Below are 15,351 nucleotides of genomic sequence, written 5' to 3' on the forward strand. Positions count from 1 at the left end.
ACAAAAAGTAAAAAGGTATACACTAGTTGACGCCTTCTATTCACTTTCCTTTTTCGGTAACAAGATAACTAACACAAACGATATGACAGCTAACACTAATAAACCTGTATACACATTATGTAATCCAGATGTTAAGCCATCTTCTAACACGTTGATGACCTCCTGTGTAAGACCTGTTTTCTCTTGAGAAGCTAAAATTTGATTGACGGAATCAACTGACACCTTATTACTTAACTGATTAGCTACTATCGTTTCTTGAATTTGGCCATTCAATATTCCACCAAGCAAAGCAACTCCTACAGCACTACCTAGTGAGCGCATAAACATATTTGCTGCTGTTGCAATGCCTCTTCTTTCCCAACTAACTGAACTTTGAATTGCGACAATAAAGGATGTGCTCGTTAATCCCATGCCAATTCCAATGAAAAATGAACCAGTTCCAGCCCAAATCGGTCCCATATCTGGGGACAAAAAGAAGAAAAACACACCTCCAAGAATGAGTGATCCTCCCCCAATAAGTGAAGTTGCTTTATACCCGATAACGAGTAAAAGGCGACCTGCAGCTGTCGAAGCAAGTGGCCAACCAATGGACATAGTAGTTAACGTAAACCCTGCAACGGTTGCAGATTGATTCATTACTCCTTGCACAAATGCCGGTAAATAACTTGATACCCCGATTAAAATCATACCAGTGGTTAACGTTGTAATATTTGCAACCCTTAATAATTTGTGTCTCCACAAATCAATTGGCATCATTGGTGATTTCACATGTTTTTCATGGTATATAAAAACGAGTAATGTTAGAAATGCGAAAATGCTTAGCCCTATCATCAGTGGTGACCCCCAACTAAATCCTACGCCACCTTCAACAAAAATAAACATAAAAACACTCACGGCAATTACTATTAGTACAGATCCCAAGTAGTCAATTGACCTATCTTTTTTCTCTATATCTTCTTTTAAAAATACGACTATACCAATCATAGCTAATAATCCAAGTGGAATATTCATCCAAAAAACATATCGCCAGCTTAATATGTCAACAAACAGTCCACCCAATAACGGACCTGTTACCGCAGAAACCCCCCATACGCTTGACAGATACCCTTGGATTTTTGCTCGTTCTGTTCTATCATAAATGTCACCAACAATTGTTGTGGCAATTGGCATCAGTGCCCCTGCTCCAATCCCCTGAACAAATCGAAAAATGATCAACATTACCATATTCGTACTGAACCCACAAAGAATAGATCCGAACATAAATGTGGAAACACCAATTACGAATATCGGTTTTCTTCCAAATATATCAGACAATTTTCCAAAGACTAAAACAGTAGCTGCATTTGTTAACAAATAAGCCGAGAAAACCCAACTATATAAAGAAAATCCACCTAAATCCGCTACTATACTTGGAATTGCAGTCGCTACGATTGTTCCCTCAATAGCCGCTAAAAACATTCCTAGCATAACGGAAGCTAAAATGAATGGTCGTTTCAACTCTCTATTTTTATGTATCATTGTGCTCATTCTTTATCACAACGTTTCTTGTAAAATAAAAAATCACCCTCGTCACGCATACTGATGGCAAGGGTTATTTAATATGGCTTCTTAATTAGTTTGCTTCTTTGAATAGATATCTCGATTGACTTCCTTTAATATAGCCCTTCGAGTTACGATTCCATCAAAGTATCCTTCATCATCTGCTACACATACAAAAGGATAGTTGATTACAGCTTTGAGACCAGTCATAAATGTATCGTTTTTTCCTAAACATGGAATATCTGTATACATTACTTCCTGTACTTGCATTGCTGAAAGCTTTTCGAATTCAAATCGTTCTAAACCTAAAATTTGATTCAAAATAACCGTTTTTCCAATTGTACCTACCAATTTATATGATGAATCTAAAACTGGAACCGCAGAATATCCGGATTTCACTAGAACTAGTAAAGCGTGCTCTAAAGGATTATTTTGTTGAACATGTGCTACCTTTTCTGAAGAAATCATTAAATCTTTAATTAAAATATCCGTTAAGGGTTTATCTTTTAACGTACTCATATCTAAAACGCTCCTTCTTACTAACTTGCATAATTGAAAAAGGTATTTATCTTATCCACATAAAGTGAAACTTCGTTTAGTGGGGGGCTTTTCCTCCTCCACTGAATGGTAGTTGAACAGAATCGAACCTTTACGTGCAGTTTATCCCTCCTCATGTAGTCCAATTTTTCTTTGTAAGCTTGAAAAGGAGGTTTTACTGCCCATTAAGTCGGGATAAAAGGAGTAAATAAATGTATTCTACCCTTTCAGTTTATCATACTTGCTAGTAAGTAATAAGTTTAAAATATTGTTGTTGCGTTATTAACTGTATATGATATAACGTAAGCATATGTTTACGATTATGTAACTATTTTTTTGGAATATAAAATAAGAAGGAAAATGTCTAAATGAAAATTCACACGTTTACAAGAAGAGAAGAAGTTGTCCATGCTATTACTCATGGAATTGGGGTAATCTTTAGCATTGTTGCACTCGTCTTATTAATCATTTACGCATCGTTGAATGGAAATCCGTGGCACATTGTTTCCGTTTCTATTTTCGGCTCTACGATGTTATTTATGTACATTTGTTCCACTATTGTACATGGTCTTCCTGATGGAAAATGGAAGGATATCTTTCAAATATTTGACCATTCATCCATCTATTTATTTATTGCTGGGACATATACACCCCTTTTATTGATAATTTTACGAGGAGAAATTGGATGGATCCTGTTTGGGGTTGTTTGGGGCATAGCGCTAATTGGGGTTATTTTTAAAATATTTTTTGTAGAACGCTTTATCATTCTTTCAACGCTGTTTTACATCATCATGGGATGGTTAATCGTTTTTGCTTGGGGACCATTAACGAGTGAATTCAGTGGCAATGGGCTTTTACTGTTACTCATCGGAGGGTTATTATATACTGTCGGATCGTTGTTTTACGTTTGGCGCGGCTTTCCATACCATCATGCTGTGTGGCATCTGTTCGTTTTAGCTGGATCAGCATTTCATTTCTTTACTATTTTCTACTATGTTATATAAATGTGTGAGACATCGTTACCTACTATAACGATGTATCACACCCCATTATTAAAAAGGAAATTTATTGAGCCATTGGCCACCATCCATTGTTACAACCTCTCCATTGATGTATGCAGCTTTATCTGACAAAAGAAAATACGCAAGTTCGGCAATTTCTTCTGGTTTTCCTAAACGTTTTAATGGGACTGAATCAATTGTCCGCTTAGCAGCAAATTCTGAAGTAAACAATTTTTCCGCTCCTCCGGTACGTTCGATAGGTCCTGGTGCAATCGCATTTACACGAATTCCATATTCCGTCCCCCATTCAACTGCGAGTGTACGTGTCATATTTAAAACACCTGCCTTTGCAGCTGAAGAGTGAATAATTCCAGCCCCTGCATCCCATGCATACGTTGCTACCATATTCAAAATGGAACCTTTTTTCCCATTATTTATCCAGTATTTCCCTACTTCCTTGCTACAATAGAACGTACCATTTAATACGATATCAATGACAGTGTTCCAACCGTTATACGATAGATCCTCTGCTTTGCAAATAAAGTTTCCTGCTGCATTATTTACAAGATGGTCAACTGTGCCATATCTTTCTACTGTTCTTTCTACCATACGTTCTACATCATCAGGCTTTCGAACATCCATTGGCACAATTAAAATGTCACCTGATCCATGTTTTAAAAACTCTTTCTTCGTTTCTTCTAGTCGTTCTTCGTTTCTTCCAGTTATGACAACGTTGGCTCCCTCTTTTACAAATTTTTCTGCCATATACTTACCCATACCACTTGAGCTTCCAGTAACAATAACTGTTTGATTGTTCATCTAATTTCCCCCTATCAAAAATGAATGGCTATTCATTTAAGCATATTCCTTTCTTTAAAATAAGTCAAAATTAACTAATAGATTCACAGAGAAAATTCATGTAGAACATACAGTAACGTGGTATAATGCTACTATTAGTCTTGGAAAGGTTTGACCACATGAATAGAAGAACATTCTTAAAAAAATCAGTTGGTAGTCTTCTGGCATTACTCGGTCTGGGCGGAGGAACCTATTATTATGCCCGTGAAATTGAACCGAGTTTATTAGAAGTTCACGAAGAAACCATATTATCTAATAAAATATCTTCTTCATTAAATAACTTTAAAATCGTTCAATTTTCTGATACACATATAGGTTTTCATTATAGTTTGGAACAATTAGAAAAATTAGTCAGCACAATTAATTCGAAAAATCCCGATATTATTGTTTTTACAGGTGATCTGGTTGATGCACCGAACGATTATAATTGGAATACATCACTAATTCGTATTTTAGGCTCACTTAGAGCAAATTACGGTAAATATTGGATTTATGGAAACCATGATCATGGGGGCTATGGAACAGATATTATAAAGGACGTTATGGACCAATCAGGATTTAAGCTTTTGAAGAATCAACATGAGAAAATTGATAAAGATAACGAATCTATTATATTAGCGGGAATTGATGACGTAATGTTAGGTGATCCTGACCTGAAATCTGCTCTTCATCAAGCGGACCCATCGTTATTTACCATGCTTTTAGCACATGAACCTGATTTTGCAGATCGTACAGTAAATTATAGTGTGGATGTGCAGCTCTCCGGACATAGTCATGGTGGCCAGGTCAGACTCCCGATTATCGGTCATCTTTATACGCCACTTTACGCACAAAAATATGTACAGGGAAAATATCAGTTGGAACATTTAACCTTATATGTTACAAAAGGAATTGGGACTACACGATTACCGTATCGCTTCCTCTGTAAACCAGAAATTTACGTGTTCACTTTGAAACAAAACAATGTGTAACACTTTATCCATGGTTTTTTAACAGATTTCATGGTAAGCTATAGTCGATTTTTGTAATGATGGAGGTCAACATAGATGATGAAAATAATCAAGTTAGCGTTCCCTGTATTTATACTTATATTCGTTCTTGCAGCATGCGGAGATAAATACGAAGGTGAGTATTCATATGAAGTACAAGACTTCACATTTACCAATCAGGCCGGTGAAAAAATAAGTAAGGAAGATCTAGAAGGAAAGTTTTGGGTTGCTGATTTTATCTTTACCAATTGTGAAACAGTATGCCCACCTATGACTTCCAACATGGATAGACTTCAGGAGAAATTGAAAAAAGAAGGTCTCGAAGACGTTCAACTAGTTTCATTTAGTATTGACCCTGAGAATGATACAAAGGAAAAATTAAAAGAATTTGCAAAAGCACGAGGAGCTTCATTCGATAACTGGCATTTTTTCACTGGATATGAGTTTGAAACAATTAAAGAGCTTTCTATAAAATCATTTAAAGCTGCTTTAGAAGAATTACCTGATTCCGATCAATATATGCACTCAACTAGCTTCTATCTCGTGTCGCCTGAAGGAAATTTTATTATGAAATATAACGGAACAAAAGCTGAAGAAATGGACAAAATCGTCGAGGATATTAAATCCATGAAATAGAGGCAAGGACTTCCTTGCTTCTTTTTGTTTGCTTTCTAAGTTAATTCTTAATTAAATCGCAATTAAAGTAAACTGCGAACTAATGAAAATTCATGTTTATGGTAACAGCAACGCTGATTTCCGCTCTGGACAAGGCTAGTGAAGTAACATTTTCAAGCGTACTGGAAAGATTGCATGAAGGATGTCAGCTAGCGGACACACGATCCCTTATTTGTGAAAAAGAAGGGTAAATGCGGTTGTTATCGGACTCAGGATTCCTTATTTGGGTAAAAACAGTTGAAAATAATGTTTTTTAGCTGAATAAGACATCCTGTGTCCGTTAATCCTCAAAATAAAGATAAAAAAGGTAAATAGGGCATCCTCAGTCCGATAGCAAGCAGTGCTCTTACGTACTATTCGTTCAGAATGTGATTTTCTTCCGCGAAGGCTGAAGCGTTGACCTAAGGTGCGCGACTGTCCGGAGCTATAACAGGCGTGAAAAGTAAAAATAAGGGCTTTTGTGTCCTCTACCAAGCAGTGTCTTGCCCCCACGTTTAGTTCGCAGTTTACTTCATTTGTGTCAAAAACAACAATTTATTAGGATACAGCTTTTTCTTTGCTCGCATTTATTGTAAATGGACAGGCTTTGCGATAATATAAGAGTGACAAAATGAAACAAACTCGGAAGGGGGATACACCATGAAACAAGCCAAATCAACTAACGTAGCCGAATTAGCTAGGGCTCTATATACCATAAATAGACATGCCAAAACTGCTCCAGAGCCAAAGCATTTATATTTCATTAAAAAAGAAGCAATTAAAAAATTACTTACTAGAAAACTAGCCAAAAAGATAGGACTTCATTTCTCCGATCACCCTAAATTCAGTAACCAGCACTCTACATTACTAGTAAAGGTTGACGACTACTATTTTCATATACCTCCGGAGAAGGATGACTTCAATCAATTGGAGCATTTAGGAACACTTGATCAAACTTATCGTAACCCCCAAACAAAAATGTCATTATCTCAGGCCAAAAAAATAGTCTACCGTTATATTAATTTTACTCCTAAACAAGAGAAACAAACAAAAAATCGTAAATACACTTCTTCCTACTATACCCCTTCATCCTTAGGGAAAATGGAATGGCCACCTACTAAGTCTTTTCGCAAATTCTAATACACAAAAGCCGCAAATAAACGATTTTGCGGCTTATTTAATGTTTTAATCCTTTTATAGAAAGGTAAAGCATAATTAAGGAGGCTAAATCATGATTGAATTTCAAGATTTTGTATACGAACTACAACGTTATGCAGATCAAACTCACATCCTAAAAGATAAATTTAACAGTCTTTCCGAAGAAGAAAAAATAAGAGTTATGAAACATGCACCAATCAATCAACCAACTCCAAATGAGCACTATGAAGTTGTATTCCGTTGGTTAGAAAAGGTTCAAGCGGAAGCAGGTGTAGTAGAAAAGGAAGAAAAATAAATATCAGAACCCATCATTTCACAGGAATGATGGGTTTTTTCACGCCTTTTTCGTAAATATAGCTTGATATAAATACTGGATAAGTCTAGTGAACACTAAAATTCCACCGAAAACTGCCATACAAAGTAAAGAAACTTTTATTAGATAGAAATGATTCAATTTAAAGAAGACAACACCAATTGAGATTGTACTGATGAAAACAATTAGACTACATAAAACATAACTTAACACACGATCTTGCTTTAAAAGCACACACCATCGGATAATTGGTTTAATAGAAAGATAACAAATTAATGAACCTCCAATGATTATACTCATTAATCCATAAGGTCCCATTTTTACCATGGACATCAACTCATCTAACTGTTCCAACTTTACCTTCCCCTTTCACCCCTATTATCACCACTAGTTAAATTTCTTAAACTTTTTAATACATGAACTTACTGATAATTTGATATAATCGGGTCAATTGCGAAACGGTTTGAAAAGGAGGTAATATAGTCGTGAATAAAGCTTTACTTTCGATAATTGTAGGTGCTGCGTTGTGGGGAACAATTGGCTGGTATGTTAAGCATTTGTACACGTATGGTTTTACACCAATGGAAGTTGTGACACTACGTGTTTCAGCCACTGCAATAATAATGGTTATTTATATGGTAGTTAGAGCACCTAAGAAATTAAAATTAGACTCCGTGAAGGACATCAAATATTTCATAGGAACTGGAATTTTGAGTATCATTTTTTTTAATTATTGTATGTTTACGGCGATTGAGCTATCGACAATTCCATTTGCGACAGCTTTATTATATACTGCACCAGCATTTGTAACACTACTGTCACTAATCCTGTTTAAAGAACCACTTACAAGAATTAAACTAATTGCACTACTAATCACACTTCTAGGCACATGTTTCATCGTTGGTCTTATCCCCTTTAATCAACAAACATTGCAACTATCAAGTATTCTTTTTGGACTAGGATCTGGGATAGGTTATGCCCTTTATAGTATATTTAGTAAATATGCACTAAAAAAATATACTAGCCTAAGTATTACTACCCACACCTTTGTTGTAGCAAGTATTGTATTACTGCCATTTTTTCCTTTTACAACGAAAACAAATCAATTACTCGATCCAACTGTTTTATTCTATGCTTTCGGATTAGGACTCCTACCTACCGCACTGGCATATATCATCTATACATATGGCTTAAATCAAACAGAAGCTTCTAATGCCTCCATTTTAACCACTATTGAACCAGTAGTTGCAACATTAATAGGTATTTTTGTATTTCATGAATCTTTTTCATTCATTCAAATGCTTGGGATGGGATGTATAATTGGAGCCGTTATTTTAATCCAGCTATACAGTACCCCGAAAACTGCCCACATACAAAAATAAGGGTTGGAGTTATCATCCACTCCACCCCTTAAATAAATTCTTATCGTATCAATCATAGAAGGAAAAACGTTTTGGTTTTGTTGTTTCCTTCTTCTTTTGCTTGTTCTCAAGTCTTAATTCAATTTGTGTCAAGCTTTTTTCATCTGATAATAATTCTTCCTTGTATTGTTTGACAAGTTCTTCAAAGTTCTGGGTTTTAGGGCGCACTTCCCTCACTCCTTTTTATATTTTAATTACATTATACCCTATTTTTCTAAAAATGAATCAAAATTATTTGAACATTTTGTTAAGAAATAATATTTTTTATATTACGCAGACATTTTTATTATGATTTTATTTTTCAGAATGAGAATTTTTTTAAAAAAGTGGTTTATGTTGTGCCGTAGAATTTATATTACAATAAAAAAAGAGGGAATTGAAAGAGAGTACTTGGGAATATCCTTGTGGACCTAGGATATATCCCAGAGAGAAATTATTATAATATATTTTTATCATTTATTTTTTTATCTATTTGGTGATCGTTATCACGTACACTATCATACAAATTTAATAATCTGTCTAGCTCTTGACTTATAACGATAGATTCTTGACTAGTAAACCCTTTTTTAAAGGCAACCTCCGTCATTTTATTACGAAGAAACTCGATTCGTTCTAAAAGATTATCAATTGTTTTCATATTAATAATGTGGTTACCTCCTCTAACAGCATATAGATGTAATTACTTTAGCACAGTATTAAAAGCATTACCAGTATTGCTGCGATTAAAACATAATGATAAATTAGTGTGAACTTAAAATAAATTACTTCTATAATTTACTAATAAATGATAATTTATTAGTAGGTTAATTATTTTATAACCCAGTCATTTGGTAAGAATAAAGGAAGGTGAGTAGAATGTATTTCAAAAGAAATGAACCGTTTCGTTTTACATTTGGACAGCCATTACCTGGTAAGTTAATCGATACGTCAAGTACAGACCGGTCACCGATTAATGTATCCGTGTTAGATGTAAGTAAGAACGGAGCCAAAGTTTACTGCGAGGATCGCAGGCAACTGACAAAAGGTGCCCAGATAAATTTGTCTTATACGATTGATGATACCGCTTTTGATGCGATAGGTACAGTAAGCTGGATGAAGCCGTCTAAAACCTCTTACGAAATGGGATTACAATTGAATACAGATGAAACGTATCACACTTCCATCATTCAGTCGTTAAAAAAACTGAAACGAATGAACAATTCATGAGATTATAGAAAGACTCTGAACTATGTTACGATTAATTATATAGATGCCAACTTAAAACACATGCTAGTATCTATATAATTTATACTTTTCCACCAGTGTGAAGGGAAGGATGTCTACGTTGGTTAAGCATAAAAAGAAAAATGAATGGTTAGAATGGGGTAAAGCAATTTTTATTGCAATATTATTAGCATTTTTTCTACGTACATTCGTATTTGCAACCTCCATCGTCGAGGGTGAAAGTATGGTTCCTACCCTAGAGGACGGTGAACGAGTTATTTTTAATAAAGCTGTCTATTTAATCGATGAACCTGAACGTGGAGATGTTGTTATTATCAAGCGACCAATTAAAAATTACGTAAAGAGAGTAATTGGTTTACCAGGTGAGACGATAAAGTTTCGTGACCATCAATTGTATATTAATGGTGAAAAGTATGATGAATCCTTTATCAGTCAAGAAGCATTAAATCATACAGGAAATTTTGGTCCAATTGAAGTTCCTAAAAACAAATACTTTGTAATGGGAGATAATCGAGCTATCAGTAAGGATAGCCGAAACGGATTAGGTTTTATAAATGAGGATGACATCGTTGGTAAATCTGAACTAATCATTTATCCATTTGATGAATGGAAAATGATTGATTAAATAAGTAGGGTCAGACAAATGGTCTGGCCCTTTTTATTTTATTTTATTTTTCATTATCAAATACACAATACCCAATATTTAAGATAATTAGCCCAAAGCAAACTACTGTAAGTGCAATACCCATCTTATGTGTGCACCTCCTCTAAACGATTTAAGTAAGGATTATGTATGAACAAAACGACTAACCGCTTAATGAATTCGCGTAAGTCTAGATGAACATAACTAAAACCAACAAATCCACTAAATTCTTATCAGTGCAAGATTATTATGTGCAAGATTTCTCTTCACTATCATACCAATTTCAAGCCCCTAAATAAAGCAAAAATATGTTAGAATGAATAAGAAAAGCGAAGGCGACTGCTTAGCGCCGTACAAATAGATAAGACTGTGAAAGTACGGTGAACTTTCCGTACATTCATCAGGACTAACTATTTGCTAGGCGCTAGGAGCCGTAGCTAGACATGAAAAGCGAAGGCGACTGTTCAGAAGTAGGCGCATAAGCAAGGAACCTTTGAGTGCATGGTTTTGCACTCGAAGTGTTCATTGCTTATGGCGACAGCTTCTAGGAGCCATAGCTAGATCTAGAAAATTAAAGACGATTGCTTAATGTTGATTAGTCTCAACACCCAAGATGAAAGAGGTGACAGTTTTGTTTCACTGTCCTTATTGTGGCACACATGTAAAGGATAACGAATCCTATTGTATAAAATGTGGAAGGCATCTTCCTGAGGATATGCACCATCGATTAAGTGGTTCAAAAGGCTTTAACAAATTTTGGTATCTCCCACTTTCTGTTATTGCGCTCTTCGTATTATCAACCAGTGTTTTCTTTCTTTATTTAGAAAACCAAGCAGCTGAAGCTAAAGAACTATACACTAGTGCAGAAAAGAATGCACAAAAAGGCGAATATAAAGAAGCAAAAGATCTTTTTAAAGAAGCTCTGGAACAAAAAGAAAATTTTCCGCAAGCTAAAAATGCTGTTGAATTCATGGACATCGCTATTAGAATTCAATCAAAGCTTGATAATGCATCAAAACATCTGGCAAAACAGGATTATCAGACTGCTCTAGATCTTATTTCTGATACTGAAGCGTCATTAAAAAATTATAATGGTTCAGTCGTTAGAAAACTAATAAATGAAATTGTACTGACTAGAAACACCATTAAAATCGATCAGTTAAGAAGTCAGTTACAAAAGGATCCTTCCATAGAAAAACTGAAAGTACTGCTATGGGAAGCTGAATCTATTCAAAGTAATGAAGCACAAAATATTACTACAATGATCCGAAATCAAATAATTGATTATACGTATGTTAAAGCAAGTGAGCAATTACAAAAACGCCATTTTTCGGATGCACAAGTACTTGTAAATGACGGATTAATTTATGCTCCAGATTCTGATAAACTTAAAAGCTTACAAACTACTATTAATAATGAAAAAATTGCTTTTGAAACAGCACAACAACGTAGAATTGAGTCGGCTTTAAATACTGCTGAACAAGAGCGAAAACTAAATAAAAATGATGCTGTAGAACTTGTCGAAGTTTCTCTTTCAAATAATGATCAGGGAAATCTTGTAGTTAAAGGAAAAGTAAAAAGTGTTGCAACCGTACCAATTAATACGGTTCTCGTTGAATATAACTTATTGACAAGTAAAGGTGAAGCGTTCGAGTCAAATGAAGTCTATGTATTTCCCGACACACTTTACCCTGATGAAACTGGTGAATTTGAATTCACTCACTTTGAAATTGACGAAAAAGCAAAAGAATTAAAAGTAGAAGTATCCCAAATAAAATGGTACACAGATAAGTAACACATGCAATAAATGAGGTGAATTTTTTGAAAAAAAATCAGTACATACCAACCACTGTTACCATTATCATCATGATCATAGGTGGTATAAGTATCTTTCTTATGTACAATCAATGGTATGCAACCGAAATAGCCGTTAGTAACTCAGGTATTAATAAAATCAGTAATTCACCGCAAACATTGAATCTCAAATCAATCATTCATAAAGTTGAGAAAAATGTAATGCAGATCGAAGGACAAAATGAAGAAACGACGATAACTGGATCAGGTTTTTTGTATAACGATAAAGGTGATATCATAACAAATGCACATGTAGTAAAAAATGCTGATATTATTAACGTGCGGACATCCAACGCCCGTGTTTATCCAGCTGCAGTAGTAGGAATTAGCGAAGAAACAGATATTGCCGTTATCCGTGTTCCACAATTGGCAAACCAAACCCCTATTCCAATAGAAAAAGATTCGAAAGCTGATTTAGGTGATGAAGTTATTGCCCTAGGTAGTCCACATGGCTTTCAAAATACGGTGACGCTTGGAATCATCTCAGGGACGGAACGTAATTTTTCCGTTGATGGGTATGATTATGAAAATGTTTATCAAATTTCTGCTCAGATTACGCATGGGAATAGTGGCGGACCATTAATTGACCGTGCTACTGGAAAAGTTATAGGGATAAATTCTGTCGGTACAAAGGACGGAACAATTGGATTTAGTATTCCATTACCGAATGTAATTGATCAGATTGAACAATGGTCTAATGAAGTACAGACAGATCAGTTAGACTTTTCTAGTCCGTCCCAGATTATTAATAATATAGATGAAAGTGCTTATAAAAAAGACGCTGAGTATTTAATTAGTTACTTTCTAGATAGCGTGTTAATCCGTGACTATATAAGCGCTTATACTATCTTAGGAAGTGAAATGCAAGGAAATACTTCTTATTCTGATTTTCGTGAACAATATATTCATGTGATTAATTTGACATACGATAACTTTAACACGACAATTACAGAGAATAATCAGGTAGAATCAACTGTTACGGTTAATTTTTCTCAAAAACAACCTAACAAAGATAAAGTAACAAAATCTACTGTTGAGTATAAATTTTCTATAGGTTATGAGAATGATCAGTTAAAAATCTTAAGCATAACTAAGGAAAAAAATTAGAAAAGCACTCTAGCCATTAAGTTTGGTTAGAGTGCTTTACATCTGTTACATCTACTGCATACCGATAATATGTATTTTTCCCATTCTTCTTTGCTTCATACAGTGCCTTGTCTGCTTTAACTAAAATACCATCAATATCTGTATCATCAGTTGGATATAAACTAATTCCAACACTTAGTGTATTATTAAATACCTTCTCATCAATGACAACTGGATTTTCCATGCTAACTAAAATACGTTTTGCAAGCATTTGGGCATCCTCTTCCCCGTTTATATCTACTAACAATACAGCGAATTCATCCCCGCCAATTCGAGAAAGCAAGCTATTCTTTGGAACGATACGTTTTAACCTTTCTCCAATTTTTATTAGAAACTTATCTCCAATATCATGTCCGTATGTATCATTAATTTCTTTAAAACCATCCCCATCAATATAACAAACAGCCATACATTTCGTAGGATCTTTATCCATTATTTTTTTTGCCAAAGTTAATCGATTAATAAATTCTCGTTTATTCGGGAGGCCGGTTAAATAATCGGTAATTGCTAGTTGTTTTAGTTTGTTTTCTGCTTTTACTCGGTTAGTAATGTCACGAGAAGAAGTAACTATTCTACTTAAACTTCCATTATTGTTTAAAACAGGTTTAATATGTGACTCTACCCAAATTATCTTACCAGATTTCTGCCTCACTCTAAATTCAGTTAGTAAAGATTTTTTTTCAACTTTTGTAGCAACTAGTATTTCCGACAATCTGTTTTGATCATCTTCATGTATGTAATTTATCACCCAATTTCCTATCAATAATTCTGGTTCATAACCAATCGTAGGTAAATGTGATGGCGATGCATACCTTATAATCCCATTAGGATCAATAATATTCACCAAATCCTGCGTATGTTCAGCAATAAGCTGATAACGTTCTTGTGTGGCCGTTAGTTTTCGTTTGGTTTCTATTTCCTCTGTAATGTTATGAATAATAGCTGCAAAAGCAACAAATTCTTCATTTTCATCTGGAATAGGTGTAAAACTGATGGTAGTATATAACATCGTTTGATCTTTTTTATATAAATCGATTGTTAAATCATGAATTTTTTCACCTTTTTGCAACAGCTTAAAGTATGTATCAAACTTTTGATTAATGTGGGGTTGAAATTCAAATAAACTCATTTTCAGCAATTCAGCTTTGGTATAGCCAAATAATTGTATAAATGCTTCATTGGTTAATAGAAATTTTCCAGTGAAATCAATTAAAGCAACACCATTATCGGTAGTATCCATGTAAGTAGAAAATAATCGATTCAGATACTTTACATCATCGGATTTTTCGGAAAGCTGATTGACGTTTACTGTTACACCAACAACATATGTAATTTGATCGTTTACATTGTAAACTGGAATTAGCTGGGTTCGTGCTTCATATTGACCATTGGGAAGAATAACATTGTCTTTATATGTAACGATTTCACCTGATTCAAGTACCATTAAGTATCGTTCTCGTATAAATTGTGCTTGTGCTACAGAATTACTTTGGGTTATCGTTCTCCCAATATCCCGTTTTGTCAAACGCGCTAGTTCCATTGCCGGTTTATTAACATAGTCATATACAAAGTAGTTTATGCCTTGTTCTTTAACTACCTTCATTAAAAATACGCAGTCAGTGACAACAACTGAGAATTGTTTGATCCAATCAATTTGCTCCTCCCTGAAGTTTTCAACCTGTAAATTCATTGCAAATTTCCCCTATCTTAAAATACTTAATAAAGCTTTTATTGGTATAAGCTATACACTATTAATCAAATTAAGAAAAACTTAGTTGTCACAAGGTCCATTTTTACGTAAACTGCTAACTAAGTATGTGCTATGTTGATTTCTGCTTCGGACAGCCGCGCAACTCAGGGCAACGCTTCAGCCTCTTCGGAAGAAAAACACATTCTAAACGAATAACATGCCAAGGCACTGCTTGGTATCGGACTGATGATGCCCTATTTTCCTTTTTTACCTTTATTTTGAGGGTTAACGGACACACGATGCCTTATTCAGCTAAAAAACATG

At 34.6% G+C, this 15,351-nt stretch carries 18 protein-coding genes; 11 read left to right on the forward strand and 7 right to left on the reverse strand.

The window, feature by feature from the left end; translation table 11 throughout:
* Positions 1-36: 36 nt before the first annotated feature.
* Together ACY9Z2_RS16675 and cbpB are read right to left on the reverse strand one after the other, a co-directional pair.
* Entirely contained in the window at positions 37-1,527 is a 1,491-nt protein-coding gene (locus tag ACY9Z2_RS16675; protein ID WP_463610798.1) for an MDR family MFS transporter, read from the reverse strand.
* Between the two features lie 81 nt (positions 1,528-1,608).
* Complete coding sequence (gene cbpB, locus ACY9Z2_RS16680; protein WP_463610799.1) at positions 1,609-2,058, reverse strand: cyclic-di-AMP-binding protein CbpB; 450 nt, start codon at positions 2,056-2,058, stop codon at positions 1,609-1,611.
* Between the two features lie 386 nt (positions 2,059-2,444).
* On the opposite strand from cbpB, the gene trhA reads away from it, so the two are divergent.
* A complete protein-coding gene (gene trhA, locus ACY9Z2_RS16685; protein ID WP_463610800.1) occupies positions 2,445-3,080 on the forward strand; it encodes a PAQR family membrane homeostasis protein TrhA in 636 nt (211 codons plus the stop codon).
* Between the two features lie 48 nt (positions 3,081-3,128).
* Here the strand turns inward: trhA and fadH are convergent, their stop codons facing one another.
* On the reverse strand, positions 3,129-3,896 hold the full coding sequence (fadH, locus tag ACY9Z2_RS16690; protein ID WP_463610801.1) for a 2,4-dienoyl-CoA reductase: 768 nt from the start codon (positions 3,894-3,896) through the stop codon (positions 3,129-3,131).
* Positions 3,897-4,054: 158 nt separating this feature from the next.
* Between fadH and ACY9Z2_RS16695 the strand changes: the two genes are divergently transcribed.
* The 4 genes from ACY9Z2_RS16695 (at position 4,055) to ACY9Z2_RS16710 (ending at position 7,031) form a co-directional block, all read left to right on the forward strand.
* Positions 4,055-4,906: a metallophosphoesterase gene (locus ACY9Z2_RS16695; RefSeq protein ID WP_463610802.1), complete on the forward strand. Its 852-nt coding sequence runs from the start codon at positions 4,055-4,057 to the stop codon at positions 4,904-4,906.
* 75 nt (positions 4,907-4,981) lie between these two features.
* Entirely contained in the window at positions 4,982-5,560 is a 579-nt protein-coding gene (locus ACY9Z2_RS16700; RefSeq protein ID WP_463610803.1) for an SCO family protein, read from the forward strand.
* A 678-nt stretch (positions 5,561-6,238) separates the two neighbouring features.
* Complete coding sequence (locus tag ACY9Z2_RS16705) at positions 6,239-6,718, forward strand: YkyB family protein (protein ID WP_463610804.1); 480 nt, start codon at positions 6,239-6,241, stop codon at positions 6,716-6,718.
* Between the two features lie 91 nt (positions 6,719-6,809).
* On the forward strand, positions 6,810-7,031 hold the full coding sequence (locus ACY9Z2_RS16710) for a hypothetical protein (RefSeq protein ID WP_463610805.1): 222 nt from the start codon (positions 6,810-6,812) through the stop codon (positions 7,029-7,031).
* Positions 7,032-7,070: 39 nt separating this feature from the next.
* Here the strand turns inward: ACY9Z2_RS16710 and ACY9Z2_RS16715 are convergent, their stop codons facing one another.
* Positions 7,071-7,403, reverse strand: coding sequence for a hypothetical protein (locus ACY9Z2_RS16715; RefSeq protein WP_463610806.1), 333 nt, complete (start codon positions 7,401-7,403; stop codon positions 7,071-7,073).
* A gap of 131 nt (positions 7,404-7,534) precedes the next feature.
* Here ACY9Z2_RS16715 and ACY9Z2_RS16720 point away from each other — a divergent pair, with 131 nt between their 5' ends.
* Positions 7,535-8,431 (forward strand): DMT family transporter, encoded by an 897-nt coding sequence (locus ACY9Z2_RS16720; RefSeq protein WP_463610807.1) that lies wholly within the window; start codon positions 7,535-7,537, stop codon positions 8,429-8,431.
* Positions 8,432-8,479: 48 nt separating this feature from the next.
* On the opposite strand, the gene ACY9Z2_RS16725 is transcribed toward ACY9Z2_RS16720, so the two are convergent.
* Together ACY9Z2_RS16725 and ACY9Z2_RS16730 are read right to left on the reverse strand one after the other, a co-directional pair.
* Positions 8,480-8,638, reverse strand: coding sequence for an FbpB family small basic protein (locus tag ACY9Z2_RS16725; protein ID WP_463610808.1), 159 nt, complete (start codon positions 8,636-8,638; stop codon positions 8,480-8,482).
* Between the two features lie 268 nt (positions 8,639-8,906).
* Positions 8,907-9,107 (reverse strand): Spo0E family sporulation regulatory protein-aspartic acid phosphatase, encoded by a 201-nt coding sequence (locus ACY9Z2_RS16730; RefSeq protein WP_463610809.1) that lies wholly within the window; start codon positions 9,105-9,107, stop codon positions 8,907-8,909.
* Between the two features lie 218 nt (positions 9,108-9,325).
* Here ACY9Z2_RS16730 and ACY9Z2_RS16735 point away from each other — a divergent pair, with 218 nt between their 5' ends.
* The 4 genes from ACY9Z2_RS16735 to ACY9Z2_RS16750 all read left to right on the forward strand — a co-directional run bounded on the left by ACY9Z2_RS16735 (position 9,326) and on the right by ACY9Z2_RS16750 (position 13,298).
* Entirely contained in the window at positions 9,326-9,676 is a 351-nt protein-coding gene (locus tag ACY9Z2_RS16735) for a PilZ domain-containing protein (protein ID WP_463610810.1), read from the forward strand.
* A 109-nt stretch (positions 9,677-9,785) separates the two neighbouring features.
* The gene (gene lepB, locus ACY9Z2_RS16740) at positions 9,786-10,319 is read left to right on the forward strand and encodes a signal peptidase I (protein ID WP_463610811.1); all 534 of its coding nucleotides are present in this window, start codon (positions 9,786-9,788) and stop codon (positions 10,317-10,319) included.
* Between the two features lie 631 nt (positions 10,320-10,950).
* The gene (locus ACY9Z2_RS16745; protein ID WP_463610812.1) at positions 10,951-12,132 is read left to right on the forward strand and encodes a zinc ribbon domain-containing protein; all 1,182 of its coding nucleotides are present in this window, start codon (positions 10,951-10,953) and stop codon (positions 12,130-12,132) included.
* A 17-nt stretch (positions 12,133-12,149) separates the two neighbouring features.
* Positions 12,150-13,298: a S1C family serine protease gene (locus ACY9Z2_RS16750; protein WP_463610813.1), complete on the forward strand. Its 1,149-nt coding sequence runs from the start codon at positions 12,150-12,152 to the stop codon at positions 13,296-13,298.
* Positions 13,299-13,314: 16 nt separating this feature from the next.
* On the opposite strand, the gene ACY9Z2_RS16755 is transcribed toward ACY9Z2_RS16750, so the two are convergent.
* Positions 13,315-15,027 carry a sensor domain-containing protein gene (locus ACY9Z2_RS16755; protein WP_463610814.1) on the reverse strand — a complete coding sequence of 571 codons (1,713 nt, stop codon included), beginning with the start codon at positions 15,025-15,027 and terminating at the stop codon, positions 13,315-13,317.
* A 125-nt stretch (positions 15,028-15,152) separates the two neighbouring features.
* Here ACY9Z2_RS16755 and ACY9Z2_RS16760 point away from each other — a divergent pair.
* On the forward strand, positions 15,153-15,351 hold a 199-nt coding region (locus ACY9Z2_RS16760; protein ID WP_463610815.1), incomplete at its 3' end, for a hypothetical protein.

This window comes from Virgibacillus sp. GM2-2, assembly GCF_055329585.1.